The organism is Halochromatium sp. (assembly GCF_054919635.1).
In genome coordinates, this window is record NZ_JBUDPI010000054.1 from 1 (window position 1) to 14693 (window position 14693).

13 protein-coding genes and 1 pseudogene are annotated in these 14693 nt (G+C 62.1%); 8 read left to right on the forward strand and 6 right to left on the reverse strand.

The window, feature by feature from the left end; all coding sequences use genetic code 11:
- The 5 genes from glgP to ACY693_RS05395 all read left to right on the forward strand — a co-directional run.
- Window positions 1-1422, forward strand: a 1422-nt coding sequence (glgP, locus tag ACY693_RS05375; protein WP_462320802.1) for a glycogen/starch/alpha-glucan family phosphorylase, incomplete at its 5' end; no start/stop codon positions are given.
- Between the two features lie 137 nt (window positions 1423-1559).
- Window positions 1560-1919, forward strand: a complete 360-nt coding sequence (locus ACY693_RS05380) for a hypothetical protein (RefSeq protein WP_462320803.1) — start codon at window positions 1560-1562, stop codon at window positions 1917-1919.
- A gap of 498 nt (window positions 1920-2417) precedes the next feature.
- Entirely contained in the window at window positions 2418-2924 is a 507-nt protein-coding gene (locus tag ACY693_RS05385; protein WP_462320804.1) for an SCP2 sterol-binding domain-containing protein, read from the forward strand.
- A gap of 90 nt (window positions 2925-3014) precedes the next feature.
- Window positions 3015-3866, forward strand: a complete 852-nt coding sequence (locus ACY693_RS05390) for an FRG domain-containing protein (protein ID WP_462320805.1) — start codon at window positions 3015-3017, stop codon at window positions 3864-3866.
- A 148-nt stretch (window positions 3867-4014) separates the two neighbouring features.
- On the forward strand, window positions 4015-4290 hold the full coding sequence (locus ACY693_RS05395; protein ID WP_462320806.1) for a hypothetical protein: 276 nt from the start codon (window positions 4015-4017) through the stop codon (window positions 4288-4290).
- Between the two features lie 27 nt (window positions 4291-4317).
- On the opposite strand, the gene ACY693_RS05400 is transcribed toward ACY693_RS05395, so the two are convergent.
- The 6 genes from ACY693_RS05400 to pstS all read right to left on the reverse strand — a co-directional run bounded on the left by ACY693_RS05400 (window position 4318) and on the right by pstS (window position 10306).
- Window positions 4318-5736, reverse strand: a complete 1419-nt coding sequence (locus ACY693_RS05400; protein ID WP_462320807.1) for a DUF3422 family protein — start codon at window positions 5734-5736, stop codon at window positions 4318-4320.
- Window positions 5720-6379, reverse strand: coding sequence for a Fic family protein (locus ACY693_RS05405; RefSeq protein ID WP_462320808.1), 660 nt, complete (start codon window positions 6377-6379; stop codon window positions 5720-5722). The genes ACY693_RS05400 and ACY693_RS05405 overlap by 17 nt, the downstream gene beginning before the upstream one ends.
- 18 nt (window positions 6380-6397) lie before the next feature.
- The gene (pstB, locus tag ACY693_RS05410) at window positions 6398-7228 is read right to left on the reverse strand and encodes a phosphate ABC transporter ATP-binding protein PstB (protein WP_462320809.1); all 831 of its coding nucleotides are present in this window, start codon (window positions 7226-7228) and stop codon (window positions 6398-6400) included.
- Window positions 7229-7253: 25 nt separating this feature from the next.
- A complete protein-coding gene (gene pstA / locus ACY693_RS05415; RefSeq protein WP_462320810.1) occupies window positions 7254-8162 on the reverse strand; it encodes a phosphate ABC transporter permease PstA in 909 nt (302 codons plus the stop codon).
- Between the two features lie 3 nt (window positions 8163-8165).
- On the reverse strand, window positions 8166-9134 hold the full coding sequence (pstC, locus tag ACY693_RS05420; protein WP_462320811.1) for a phosphate ABC transporter permease subunit PstC: 969 nt from the start codon (window positions 9132-9134) through the stop codon (window positions 8166-8168).
- A gap of 104 nt (window positions 9135-9238) precedes the next feature.
- Complete coding sequence (gene pstS / locus ACY693_RS05425) at window positions 9239-10306, reverse strand: phosphate ABC transporter substrate-binding protein PstS (RefSeq protein WP_462320812.1); 1068 nt, start codon at window positions 10304-10306, stop codon at window positions 9239-9241.
- Window positions 10307-10732: 426 nt separating this feature from the next.
- On the opposite strand from pstS, the gene ACY693_RS05430 reads away from it, so the two are divergent.
- The 3 genes and pseudogenes from ACY693_RS05430 to ACY693_RS05440 form a co-directional block, all read left to right on the forward strand.
- Window positions 10733-11098, forward strand: coding sequence for a TusE/DsrC/DsvC family sulfur relay protein (locus ACY693_RS05430; RefSeq protein WP_462320813.1), 366 nt, complete (start codon window positions 10733-10735; stop codon window positions 11096-11098).
- An 84-nt stretch (window positions 11099-11182) separates the two neighbouring features.
- Window positions 11183-11623: pseudogene (locus ACY693_RS05435) on the forward strand (type II toxin-antitoxin system RatA family toxin).
- A gap of 372 nt (window positions 11624-11995) precedes the next feature.
- On the forward strand, window positions 11996-14693 hold a 2698-nt coding region (locus tag ACY693_RS05440), incomplete at its 3' end, for a transcription-repair coupling factor (RefSeq protein WP_462320814.1).

A 14693-nucleotide genomic window follows, 5' to 3' on the forward strand; every position in this document is an offset into this window, starting at 1 on the left:
CTGCTACCGGAGGCGCTCGAGACCTGGTCGGTCGAGCTGTTCGAGCGCCTGCTGCCCCGCCACCTCGAGATCATCTACGAGATCAACCGGCGTTTCCTCGACGAGGTCCGGGTGCACTTCTTCGGCGATGAGGCCCGGGTCGCCCGCATGTCATTGATCGACGAGACCGGTGGCCGCAAGGTGCGCATGGCGCATCTCGCCGCGGTTGGGAGCAAGGCCATCAACGGTGTTGCCGAGCTGCACTCCGAGCTGCTCAAGACCACCGTGATGAAAGACTTCAACGACCTCTGGCCAGAGCGATTCCACAACGTCACCAATGGCGTGACGCCACGCCGGTTCATGGTCGCTAGCAATCCCGAGCTGGCGGCACTGATCACCGAGACCTGTGGCAACGACCAATGGGTGCGCGATCTCGACTGCCTGCGCCAGCTCGAGCCGCACGCCGAGGATCATGCCCTGCAGCAGCGCTGGCGCGCGATCAAGACCAGTGCCAAACGCAAGCTCTCCAACTGGCTCGGCGAGCGCACCGGCTTCGCCCCGGACCCCGAAACCCTGTTCGATGTCCAGGCCAAGCGTATCCATGAATACAAGCGCCAGCATTTGAACCTGCTGCACATCATCTGGCGCTATGAGCAGATCAAACAGAGCCCGAACATTGACCTGACCCCGCGCACCTTCATCTTCGGCGGCAAGGCGGCACCCGGCTACTTCATGGCCAAGTTGATCATCAAGCTGATCAATGCCATTGGCGAAGTGGTCAACACCGATCCTCAGGTCAATGGTTATTTGCGCGTGCTGTTCATGCCAGACTTCAATGTCAAGAACGGACAACGCCTGTATCCCGCTGCGGATCTCTCCGAGCAGATCTCGCTGGCCGGCAAGGAGGCATCGGGCACTGGCAATATGAAGTTCTCGATGAACGGCGCCCTGACCATCGGCACCCTCGACGGTGCCAACATCGAGATTCGCAACGAGGTCGGCCACGAGAACTTCTTCCTGTTCGGGATGACCGCAACTGAGGTCCAACATCGACAGGCAGCTGGCTATCAGCCTTGGGAGCTCTATCAACGCGACGAGCAGCTGCGCGCAGCGGTCGACCTGATCAGCTCAGGCCTGTTCTCGCACGGCGACACCGAGCTCTTCCGGCCGCTGACCGAGAACCTGATCCACAGCGATCCGTTCATGGTGCTCGCGGACTTTCACGCCTATTGCGAACGCCAGCAAGAGGTGGATCATGCCTATAAGGATCATCATCACTGGGACCGGATGTCGATCCTCAACACCACGCGCATGGGCAAGTTCTCATCCGACCGCTCGATCACCGATTATGCCGAGCGTATTTGGCAAGTGAAGCCGATGCCGGTCGAGCTCAGCACCACAAACGGCAATGAAGCAACAGGCGCCAAGACAGGCGACCTGTAAGAGGCGACCACCGAGGGCCTCAATCGCGGTCCGGATCATGGCCACTACGGAAGCCCGATGGCCTGTACACTAAGGCGTCAATGCGCTTAGCGTTGCAGGCTCAACAACGGATCGCTCTAGATCAGATCAAGAAACAGATGAGTAAGACCCTCAAGACCCTATTGACCTCCAGCCTTCTCGTGCTGAGCATCAGCCTGCTCGGCTGTACCCAAGAGACACAGAACAAGATCGGCCGATCGCTGCAGAACTGGACCGGCGCCAATGGCGTGCTCGAGGTCTATTCGGGCGGCAAGGTGGTGAAGCGCTTCGTCAAGATCGACAAGCTGTCGACGGCCACTGCGACTCAGGGCAGCGATATAGCCCGTCCCTACCGCTTCGCCTACGGCGTGCTCGACGCCAATCTCAATGGCGAGCAAGATGCCAACGAGCGCAAAGTCTACTTCGAGATCAGCGACTATTCGACCAACTACGTCTTTTACGGAGACCCGGGCAGCTGATGCTGGAGCTCTCGCCGGTCATCGATGGCCGGACTGGAGCCCTGTTCGCGGTCGAGGCACAACCGTCGCAGAAGGACGCGTTTGATGCCAGTGGATCAGCCCAACAACTCGGCCACGCCATTGACATCCTCGCTGGCTTCACCGTGGGCCCACAGGCTCGCCTGAGCTGGCTGCTCGATCTCACCAGCGTAGATCGCAGGGGCCTGGCCGCATGGTCCGACTCGCAACCTGCTTACCCGCGCCGGCGCAGTCCAGGCTCAGGTGCTCTGTCCTCTCGGTCGAAAACTGCTGCACGAGCAGGCTGCTGGGAGCGGATTGCCACCTCTTCAGCCATCGCGTAGCATGCCGCTCGGCGGGGGCGCTGGTCAGCGACCCCCTGCCCAACAACGAAAGTCAGCCATCAGAGAACGAGACACCAGCGCAAACAAGAAGCACACCACCTCACTGCACAAGATCGCCCTGGTGGTCTCTCAAGACAATCCCGAGGAGGAGCTCAGCATGATCACAAATCGCGCAACGGTCCTAACCGCAATGCTCATGACCGCCAGTCTTGGCGCTCAGGCCGAGGTCTTCATGAGCGAAGCATGGGCGAAGCAGGCCTGTGAGGTCTGGAACAACAGCAGCACGCTGACCAATGACCTGTCTAAGTGGGCCACAAACGACGATGGACGGGGCTTTAAGACCATCCAGATGTACCGGGACAAATGCGGACTGGGCAATAAGGTCGAGCTGAAGATCACGAATAAGGACGGAAAGGCCATCTGCATCCATGGCGGAGCGGTCACGAACAGCAATCCGGATTACGGCGTCGATTACTTGATGCACGCGACCGATGAGAACTGGACATGCATGGGCACGGGCGAGTGTAAGGCCATGGGTGCGATGATGACCGGCAAGCTCAAATTCAGCGGCCCGAAGATGGAAGCCATGGGCGTGATGGGACCCTTTAACGAGTTCCTGCTCCTCACTGGCAGCGTCGGTGGTGACAAGAGCAGCTGTCCATAACCACTAGCCACCGAGCACCAGCTCGAAGCTCGGTGACTGTTCGAGCGCACAACCTCATCGGTCACCGAGCGGTCTTCATCGGGTCAATGCATGAGCCCGGCTGAGTCCACATCAGGGCGCTCGGCCTCGGAGCCAAGCACAGCGCGACCGAATCATCAGGAATCGGTCACAGCCTCCTCCTGGACCGATATTCAGGAGCTCCTGTTCGCCGAATCCTGGGTCCCGGAGATTGGCCGCTTCCGCTCCCGCTACGCCTATCGCGGACTCTCCGACGTCGACTATCCGCTCGAGACCACTTTGATGCGGCTCGGCGGCAATTACGCTCAGCTCGAGCGCCACCTGCTGCGCAACTTCCGCAAGTATGCCCATCAGCGCGTTGTCGAGCGCGATTCGGTTTGGCACTGGCTCTCGGTCGCCCAGCATTACGGCCTACCGACGCGACTGATGGATTGGACCTATTCGCCTTTCGCAGCGCTGCATTTCGCCACTGCCCACGTCGACAAGATCGATCGCGACGGCGCCATCTGGGGTGTCAACTACATCGATACCCATCGCATGGCCCCCGACCTGCTTCGGACCCGGCTCGATCTCGAGGGTGCGAACGTCTTCACCGTCGAGATGCTCAGCGAGGCGGTCAGCTCACTGAGCGCCTTCGATCGGCTCTCGGAAACGCCATTCACGATCTTCTTTGAGCCCCCATCGATCGATGACCGGATCGTCAATCAGTTTGCCTTCTTCTCGCTGAGCTCTGATCCAACCCTGGCGATGGACCGCTGGCTGGCCGACTACCCGGTCATCTGGCGCCGAATCATCATCCCGGCTGAGCTCAAATGGGAGATCAGGGACAAGCTCGACCAGTCGAATATCACCGAGCGCGTCTTCTTCCCTGGCCTCGAAGGCCTAACCGCCTGGCTCAAGCGCCACTACAGCCCGCGTGGCTGAATCAACCAGCGCGGCACGCATGGTGCGCAGACAAGACCCGACGCAGTGCCTCTACCAGCCCACGAGGCCCATTCGGAGTCCACGATTGCCAATATCATGATATCTCGCGTTGAAGGAATAGCGGCGAGCCTGTTAGCCTCCATCAGCGATGCCAACACGATGCGAGACCGCGATGGACTACTACGTGCTGTTGGTCGATAAAGACGGCGATTCGATTGCCCGAGTCATCGGCACGGCCCCAACCTCATCGGCTGCCCGCGACCTCGCGCAGGCCTTGGACATCAAGCAGCACGGCCGAATCACCGGGCGCACCTTCTACCTGGACCAAGAGGCCCTGGTGGCCTGGCGCAGCCGCGGAAAGATCGCTCCCATCGGCTCGCTGGTGCCTGAGCTTGATGTCCTTGGGAGCGATGCTCGGCTGTGAGTCACAGCAGAAGAGCCCGTAGCGCCTTCAATCCGCATCGCGCCGCAGCCGGCGCTTCGCACGGCTCAGCCCTAGCCAGGCAGCACCGACTACGATGGGCACCGCGATGCCGATGCCAAGCGTCGCATTCAACGGCCAACCGCTGGCCTCGAACCCCTTGAGCAGATAGCCGATCAGCCCGACACCGTAATAGCCAATCGCCACCACCGACAGGCCCTCCACGGTCTCTTGCAACCTGAGCTGGAGCTTCGCGCGTCGGTCCATTGAATCCAGCAGGCTGCGGTTCTGTTCTTCCAGCTCGACCTCGACGCGGGCCCGCAAGAGCGCCGTCAACCGCGCCGCCCGATCAGCCAGATTCTGCTGACGCTGAGCCGTGGCGCTGCAGGTCGCAACGGCCGGTGCCAAGCGTGCATCGAGGAACTCGCTCAGGGTCTGCAAGCCCTGTATGCGCTCCTCGCGCAACTGCTCAAGCCGTTGCCGAACCACCCCGTAGTAAGCTTGGGAGGCATCAAAACGGGTCGCAGTCTCGGCCGCCACCGCTTCGATCTCCGCCGCCAGCGCGGTCAGCTCGGTCAGCAGCTCACGCTCGGGAGGCAGGTCGAGCCTCGCGGCAGGCTCAGTGCCACCGATGCCGGCAGCACCCGGCTTACCATCCACCATGCGCGCCGCAACGCCTGCCAGACGCTGCTCGGCCTCGCTCAACAGCTGCGAGGCCTGACGAGCCGCAGGTAGCCCAAGCAGTGCCATCGCCCGGTAGGCGTTGATCTCGAGGACGCGCTTGATCAGTCGGCCAGCCTGCCCATCCGACAGCGAAACGTCACGCAACAGGATATGGCCAAAGCCGTCGGCGTGGATACGCAGGTCCGACCAGACGTAACCGGCGCCGCCAGCGACCTGAGCACCGATGACCGGGTGATTGCCAAAGAGCGCAATCAGCTCATCGAGGCTGCGCTCTGGCATCTCGGTCGATTCCAACGCCAGCTGCACCGCGGTGACCGCCTGGCCGGGGAGGTTGCGCAGCCACACCTGCGGCAATTCACTCAGCAAGTCGGAGCCGAAGGGCTGCTCAAAGGCCCCCTGCCGGCTTAGGGTGTAGGTGACGAACTCGGTATGGCGCTCCCAGCGCAGCCAGAGGCCACCTAGGTCGGTCGCGAACTGCAAACCCACCTCGGGGGGCAGCTGAACCCCGAAGTGTGCAAGCAAACGCCCCAGATACTGCTGCTGCCGACCGCTCCCCCGCTCGCCACAGAGATAGGCCAGATGCGCGATGCGCACCGGCGCACGCATGGGATCGAAGGTGCGGGCATGCAGCTCCGAGGTCACCAGCTCGCGCAATGGATGCACTGGGAACGGCAAGCCGGAAGCCCCCTGCGAGGGCTCCGGCAGCACATTCACGATTGGACCGGGCTTGCGACGAAGGCCGCTGTCGTCAACTCGTGTCGCCATCAAGGTGAATCTTCTCCGCGTCGTCCTTGAGCAGCTCTGCAAATCGTTTCACCAGTTTAGGCCGTTCCAGCAACATGCGCAGCGAATGCTTGCGTGAGCTCTTGACCAGTGCCGAAGGATCGAAATAGGCCTTGGCGTTATCAACCGAGAGCACAAAGGGCGGCTTGCCGGCTCGCGCGAGCATCCAGCTCATGACCAGCGAGCCGGTGCGATGATTGCCCTCGATGAACAGCTGCGGCTGACTGAGGATGTGGATATAGGTACTGGCTGCCCGCCGGTGCACCGGCGCGCCATTGAGTCCATGCACCCAGCTGACCAATGACGCGACACCGCCGTCGGTGTTGGCGTAAAAGTGCTCCTTCGTCGCCTCGATCTGCGACGCACATTCGGCCCGCAACGAGGAATCGAGCCCGCAGAGCACACGGATATTCAGTTCCAGCAGCAGCGGCGAATTGCCGAGCGCGAACAGATCAACTGCGTCGGCCAGATAGGCATCGACCTGCCGATAGCCGAGCAGCATCCGCTCGAGCACCTCGTCACTCAGTGGATCACGAGGTGTATCCAACGCCGCATTGATCTGCTCAAAGTCGGCCTGTACCGCGCGCAGTGAAGTCTCGATAGCGCTCAGGTTAAGTCGTTTCACCTTCGCCATCGAGTTTCATCAGCTGAACTCGCCAGAGACGTATTCCTTGGTCAACTCCGCCTGGGGGTCTTCGAAGACCTGGCGCGTCTCGCCCATCTCGACCAGGTAGCCGGTACGTCCGCCCTGAGAGATATCGACCGAGAAGAACGCCGTGGTATCGGCAACGCGCGTCGCCTGCTGCATGTTGTGGGTGACCAGCGCCACCGAATAGTTCTCCTTAAGCTCCAACATCAGCTCTTCGACCTGCCGGGTCGCAATCGGGTCCAGTGCCGAGCAAGGCTCGTCCATCAGTAGTACATCGGGCTCGGTCGCCACAGCCCGCGCGATGCACAGACGCTGCTGCTGACCGCCAGACAGCGACAGCCCACTATTCTTCAGCTTATCCTTGACCTCGGTCCAGAGCGCGGCGCTGCGCAGGGCCTTCTCGACGCGCTCGTCCATGTCGCCTTTGAAGCGGTTTAGCCGCAGACCGAAGGCGACGTTGTCGTAGATGCTCATCGAGAATGGGTTCGGCTGCTGAAACACCATGCCGATGTAACGCCGGACCAGCACAGGGTCAACCGACTTGTCATAGATGTCTTGACCGTGATATGTCACGCTTCCTTCGAAGCGAAACACCGGGATTAGATCATTCATCCGGTTGAGGCTACGCAGCACGGTACTCTTGCCGCAGCCCGATGGCCCAATAAAACCGGTAATCTTATTCTTCTCGATCGGCACGATGCTGTTTCGCACCGCCAGGAAGTCGCCGTAGTAGATCTTCTTCAAGCGACAATCCATCACGACGTCTTTCGGGTCGACCGACCATGCCGCAGCCTGGCTGGTCACTGCATCTGCAGTCGCGTTCATAATTGAGCTACCTCATCAAGCGAAATCAGTACTTCTGCCGGCCGAGAACGCGGGCCAGAATGTTGAACACAAGGATAATCAGCACCAGCACCAGCGAGGCCGTCCAAGCCAGCTCGATCTGGTTGTCATAGGGCATGCCAGAAAAGTTATAGATCAAGATTGACAGGGATGAGGTTGGCTCACCCAAGCCTTCCCAGCCGCTGATGTAGTAAGTGCTGAATAGCGCCGTGAAGAGTAAGGGAGCCGATTCACCTGCAGCGCCAGCCACCGCCAACAGCACTCCGGTGATCACCCCAGGCAGGCCGGTGGGCAGGGTGACCTTGCTGATCACCTGCGCCCGGGTACAGCCCATGCCATAGGCGGCATCTTTCATCTTCTGCGGGACCTGTTTCAGGGCCTCTTCCGCGGTCAGAATCACGGTTGGCAGCATCAGCACCGCCAGCGCGATGCCTCCCGCCCAGGCGGAATAGCTCTTCATCGCGATGACCAGCACCGCATAGACAAAGACGCCTGCCAGGATCGACGGAAAGCCAGTCAGCACCTTCGCTAGAAACCGGGCGATATTGGCCAGCTTGCTATGCGGGTCGATCTCGGCCAGATAGAGTGCGGCGAGGATACCGATCGGGATGCTGATCGCAGAACCGATCCCAACCATCACCGCCGTACCGACAATCGCCGGGCCGATGCCGCCACCGACCTCAAACGCAGCGGGCGGCAGCTCAGTCAGGGTCTCCCAGCTGATGCGGGCCCCTCCCTCGGTGATGAGCATGTAGAGCACCGAGAACAAGGGCAGCGAGGCCAGGATCGCAAGTAGCCAGGTGATGCCTGTGTAGATACGGCTCTTGAGCCCACGACCCTCGAACACCGAGCCCTTGAGCTGCGGCAGGGACGCCAGATCCTGCTCGAGGACCGCTTCACTGATGTTACTGGTCATGGGCTATCTCCCCTCGAACTTGCGCGTTGCGGCCTTCATGATCCAGAGGCCGAAGATGTTCACCAGCAGGGTGATCGCCAGCAGCGCCAGCGCGGCGTACATCAGCGCCTGCACCTCAATAGGACCCGCCTCAGGGAAGCTTGATGCGAGCAGCGACGCCAGTGTGTTGGCCGGGGCAAACAGCGACAGACTGATCTGGTTTGAGTTACCGATCAGCATCGCCAGTGCCATGGTCTCACCGAGCGCACGACCGAAGCCGAGCACCAGTGCCGCCAGGATGCCGCTCGATGCGCTCGGCAGCATAACCTTCAGGATCGCCTCCCAACGCGTGGTGCCCATGCCATAGGCCGCCTCTTTGACCTTGTAAGGGACGCGTTTGAACGCATCCACCGAGATCGCCGCAACCGTCGGTAGAATCATCACGGCCAGCACCAACGCCGCAGGGGCCATTCCAGGGCCACTCAACGAGGTGCCGAAAAAGGGGAACCAGCCAAGGGTGTCGTGCAACCAGTTGGCCCCAGGACGAATCAGCGGGATCAGTACGTAGATGCCCCAGAGCCCGTAAACCACCGATGGGATTGCCGCAAGCATCTCGACGATGGTGCGGAAGACATTCGAGACGCGATGATCGAGAAAGTCCTGAGTCAGGAAGATCGCGATCGCAACGCCCAGTATACCGCCGAGCAGCAAGGCCAATAGCGAGCTGTAGAGCGTGCCCCAGATCTCGGGCAGGATGCCGAATTGTTTCGCCTGAACATCCCAAGTCGTGCTGTAAAGAAATTTGACGCCAAACTCGAGCATGGCCGGGAAGGCCTGGCGACCGAGCTCGAAGACGATATAGACCACTAACAAAAGGATAACCGCGGCGGCGGCCCAAACCACCGCTCGCAGCGCTTTATCCGCGCCATAGTCAACCGCCGACGGAGGGCCGCAGACCTTGGTGACGACATGAGCGAAAGGGTTGGAAGCCATAATAGATGCGCCGTTCTTGAAATCATCAAACAGCCGGCAGCCGGTGCGACACCATCGTCCACCGGCGCCGGCTTTGCCTCAATAAAGCCTTAGGCGGAAACGCCCTATTTCGGGCCGCCAACCAGCTTCATGGCCTCTTCAACCTTCGCCTTGACACTCTCAGGCAGCGGGATGTAGCCCATCTTCGGCGCATCCTTCTGGCCCTCGGTCAGGCCGTACTCGACGAAATCACGCAGCACCTTCGCCTTCTCCTCGTCTTGGTGCTGGTACATCAGCATCCAGGTGAAGGTAGCAATTGGATAGGCCTCGTCACCGGCCGGATCGCTGACCCAAACGCGCAGGTCCGGGGTGCCCTTGTATCCAGGTAGATCGGAGGTTGGGAACTCGGCGCTAGCCAGGGCAGCCTTGCCGCTCTCTTCGCCGGGCTTGACAAAGTTGCCGGCCTTGTTCTGCAAGATCGCCATCGGCTGGCCGGTCGCCTCAGCATAGCCGTATTCGATGTAGCCAATCGCACCCGGGGTCTGCTTGATCATCGCAGCGACACCGTCGTTCTTCGGCGCACCCACGAAGCTCTTCGGCCAGTTTACACTCTTGCCGTGACCGACCTCCTTCTTGAAGGCTTCACTGACGGCAGCCAGGTGACCGCTGAACACATAGGTGGTACCCGACGAGTCTGAGCGACGCACAACAGTGATCTTGTCGTCTGGCAGGTCGATATCGGGATTGGCCTTGGCGATGCGCTCGTCCTTCCAGGAGTCGAGCTTGCCGAGGAAGATGTCGGTCATTACATCGCGCGGCAGCTTGAGTTCGGGGTTGCCAGGCAGGTTGTAAGACAGCACGACCTCACCGGCGGTCATCGGCAGCAGCACTACGCCCTTGTCGGTCGGCACCTTGCTGATCTCTTCATCATTCATCGCCGCATCGCTCGCGGCAAAGTCGACCGTCTCGGCGATGAAGGCACGGATACCGGCGCCACTACCAACAGCCTGGTACTGAACGCGAACGCCCTTGGTCTTCTGGCTAAAGTCCTTCGCCCACTTGGCGTAGAGCGGGAACGGGAAGCTTGCGCCAGAGCCGTTAACGGTGGTTTCGGCGCTGAGCGAGGACGAGAAGGCAAAGATCGAAAGGGAGCCGGCGAGCGCGGCCGTCTTCAATGCATGCTGAAGCGTCATAGGGGTCTCCTAGAGTCGTGATACGGAGGATCGGGAGTACGAAGACTCGGGCCTCAGGTGAGGCGTCGCTATTGTGGACGGCGGATGCCTTAACTATGTGAATTTTTGATTACGCAGGCCAAATTCGGGCTCGGCATCGACCTTGACTCAGACTCAGCTTGCCCCGAAAGCGAGGGCTGGTCGCGGGAGCCATAGAACGTCGGCAGATCAAAATCTGGTCTGGCATCGCGCATGCTTTCTGTGTGGCGGGGAGCCAACTCGGGCCTGTTGCTTTAGCTTCAGGTGGGGGTCTCAGCCGGTGCAGCATCGGTGCCTATGAGCCACATTGGGGCTTTGCACCAACCGTCACGGTCGGGACTCGGGACTCCCCTTAACGTCTCAAAGCCTGAATCAACGAAACCTGATCAACAAAAGAGGAGACGAAACATGGCAGATATCCGAAAGGTTATCGACAATCCTGATACGTCGAGTCCGCGGCGCACCGACCGCGAGGTCGAGCTCGAGAACTGGACCCCGGAGGAAGGGCGCCGCACTGCCGAGTCGCTGGGCATCGAGATGAGCGACGAGCATTGGCAGATCATCGAGCGATTGCGAGCCTATTATCGCGACCATGGCATGCCGGAAAGTGGTCGGAATCTTTCTGACTTGCTCGATGCCGAATTCGCCGAGCAGGGTGGGCGACGTCATTTGCGCCGACTCTTCCCGGAGGGGCCGGTCCTCCAGGGGCTCAAGATCGCCGGTCTGCCAGTCCCGCCCTACACCGAGGACGAGGGTTTCGGTGTCGCTCGCTGACGTAGCTTGATTCCGCCGCGACCTGCGACATCGTTCCGCACAGTCCTTTGAGCGCGCTGGTTTGGCACTGCGAGGTACAAATCCATGTCCAGCTTTACCGTCCAAGAGGTGTTGCGCCATCCGCGCGCCGAGGTCTTCGACCTCGTTGCGGACATCGAGCGCTATCCGGAGTTCGTTCCCGGCTGGAAGGAGGCACGGGCGCTGTGGGAAGACAAAGACCACCGATCTGTGGAGCAGGTCGTCGGATTCCACGCCTTTGTCTAGCGCTTTCGCACCGAGGCGGTGCTGGAGCGCCCGAACCGGATCGATATCGAGGGCGGGGGTGGACCTGTACGTCGGTTGCATCAGATCTGGCGGTTCGAGGAGCGCTCGCCAAGCGAAACCTTGGTGGAGCTCTGGACCGACTACAAGCTCGCAGGCGGCCCAGCAGCCGCCGCTGCTGGGCCATTCTTCGAGCGCCGCACCGAAGAGGTTGTCGCGGCCTTTCGTCGGCGCGCAGATGCCCTGCTCGGCTCCAGCGCCTGATGCGCTGACCGCATCGCTGTCGTTGTCGGTCGGCAACGGTTCCAACACAGACTGCGAGTGCCCCGATCCAAGCCAGCCCCTTGAAGTAAGCGGCCCAGAATTAGCGCCCTAGAATCAGCGACCTGGTGATCGTGATAGCCTCGCCGAGTGCTTCCGGTCGCGGCCAGTACCCAGGCTCACCCGTTGCAGCGCTCGGTTTTCCGCTGCGGCGAGATGACCTCTGTGCGAAAATCCGCGGCCTCAGCCCATCCTGACCCCAACCAAGCCATCACCCCCGCTGTGCCCCAAGAATTGATCGCCCGTCGCAACGACGTCTCTGCCCCGCCCCTTGACTCGGCCGGTGCCAGAGCGGCTGATGCTGAGCACCACTCAGTGCTGACACCACCGCTGCCCGAGCGAATCGGCGAGCGTCTGCTCTGGGGTCGACTCTATGGCGCCGCGCCGGCACTCGCGATCGCCGAGGCAGCTCGCCGCGGCCAAGCACCGCTGCTGTGCGTCACGCCTGACATGCCTTCGGCGGTGCGTCTGAGCGAAGCATTGCACTTCTTCCTCGACCAAACCGATACCGGTGAAGATCTGACCGACAGCTCGGGCGGTGCGCAGACACAGCCGGTTCCAGTGCTCGGCTTCCCGGATTGGGAGACGCTGCCCTACGACGTCTTCTCGCCCTTGCCGGAGCTGGTGTCCGAACGGCTGCTGACGCTGCATCGGCTGCCGCAGCTCAGGCGCGGGGTGTTGGTGGTGCCCGTCGGCACGCTGATGCAACGGCTGCCGCCACCGGACTACGTCGATGGCCAATCGCTGGTGCTGAGCGCTGGCGACCGGCTCGATCTGGAGCGCACCCGTGATCGTCTGACCCGCGCCGGCTATCAGTACGTCTCGCAGGTCATCGCCCATGGCGAGTTCGCGGTGCGCGGCGCGCTGCTCGATATCTTCCCGATGGGGAGTCGCGAGCCATTGCGCATCGACCTGTTCGATGACGAGGTCGAGTCGATCCGCACCTTCGATCCGGATAGCCAGCGCTCGATCGCCAAGCTCGAGCAGGTGCGCATGCTGCCCGCACGCGAGTATCCATTCACCGAGGAGGCCATCGCCAGTTTTCGCCAACGCTGGCGCGCCACCATCGACGCCGATCCCAAGGCCAGCCTGATCTATCGCGAGGTCTCCGAAGGCCGCGCGCCGGGCGGCCTCGAATACTATCTGCCGCTGTTCTTTGATCAGACCGCAACCCTCTTCGACTACCTACCGATTGGCGCGCTGCTGTTCGAGCCGGAAGGCGCACGCGAGGCTGCCGAGGCGCGTTTCGATGACATCAGCGCTCGTTACGAGCAGCGCCGACACGACATCGAGCGGCCCTTGCTACCCCCACAGCGGATCTATCTCAGCCCGGACGAGCTCGCCGGCCAGCTCAACGCGCTGCCGGGCGTGCGCTGGCAGAGCGCCGAATGGCCTGAGCGACGCAAGGGGTTCGCCGAGGTCTGCAACTTTGCCACCAGCCGACCACCAGCGCTGGCGATCCAGGCCCGCGCCGCCGATCCAGCCGCGGCGCTAAAGGCCTTTCTCGGCGCGACGACCGGCGACCTGGAGACGAGCACGGAGCGGGCTCTGGCTCAGGACCACAGCGACGATCATAGCCAGGATCACAGCCAGGACCGCCGCCAAGAACTGGCCCAAGCGCACCGGATACTCTTCGTCGCCGAGAGCACCGGCCGGCGCGAGATGCTGCTCGACAACCTGCATGGCTTTGGCATCCAGCCGAAGCCCGTGGACGGCTGGCTCGATTTCCTCACCGGCACGGACCCGCTCGCGATCACCGTCGCCCCTCTCGAGGAGCCGCTACTGCTGCCGGCCATGACCGATCCGCGCCGCAGCCCAGGCTCCGACCAGCCGGCGCTCGCACTGCTCACCGAGACCCAGCTCTATGGCGAGCGCGTGCGCCAGGAGCGCCGACGCAAGATCCGCGAGCGCGATGGCGAGGCGGTGGTGCGCAACCTCACCGAGCTGGTCGAAGGGGCGCCGGTGGTGCATGAGGAGCATGGCGTCGGTCGCTTCCTCGGGCTGCAGACCATCGATATCGGCGGCACCGCGGCCGAATTCCTCGCCCTCGAGTACGCCCGGGGCGATAAGCTCTATGTCCCGGTCAGCTCGCTGCACCTGATCTCGCGCTATACCGGCGCCGAGCCCGAGCAGGCGCCGCTGCATCGGCTCGGCAGTGATCAGTGGGAGAAGGCCAAGCGCAAGGCCGCCGAGAAGGTCCATGATGTCGCCGCCGAACTGCTCGACATCTATGCCCGCCGCGCCGCCCGACAGGGCGTGTCGTTTCCGACCCCAGGGCCCGAGTACGACGCCTTCGCGACCGCTTTTGCCTTCGAGGAAACCCCGGATCAGCAGCGCGCGATCGAGGCCATCCTCTCCGACATGGCCGACCCCAAGCCGATGGACCGCGTGGTCTGTGGCGACGTCGGCTTCGGCAAGACCGAGGTCGCGATGCGCGCCGCCTTCGTCGCCGTCAACGCCGGCAAGCAGGTCGCGCTTCTGGTGCCGACCACGTTGCTCGCGCAGCAGCACTTCCAGAACCTCTCCGACCGCTTCGCCGACTGGCCGATCAAGGTCGAGAGCCTGTCGCGCTTCAAGACCGCCAAGGAGATCAAGACGATCATGGATGGGCTCGCTGCCGGCACCGTCGATATCGTCGTCGGCACCCACAAGCTGCTGCAGCCCTCGGTCAAGTTCAAGAACCTGGGGCTGGCGATCATCGACGAGGAGCACCGCTTCGGCGTCCGCCACAAGGAGCAGCTCAAGAGCCTGCGCGCCGAGGTCGACGTGCTCACCCTCACCGCCACCCCGATCCCGCGCACGCTCAACATGGCCATGGCCGGGATGCGCGATCTCAGCATCATCGCCACGCCGCCGGTCGAGCGCCATCCGATCAAGACCTTCGTCTCGACCTGGAACGACGCGCTGATCCGCGAGGCCTGTCAGCGCGAGATCAACCGCGGCGGCCAGGTCTACTTTCTGCACAACGAGGTCGAGACCATCGAGAACATGGCGCAGAAGCTCGAGGCGCTAG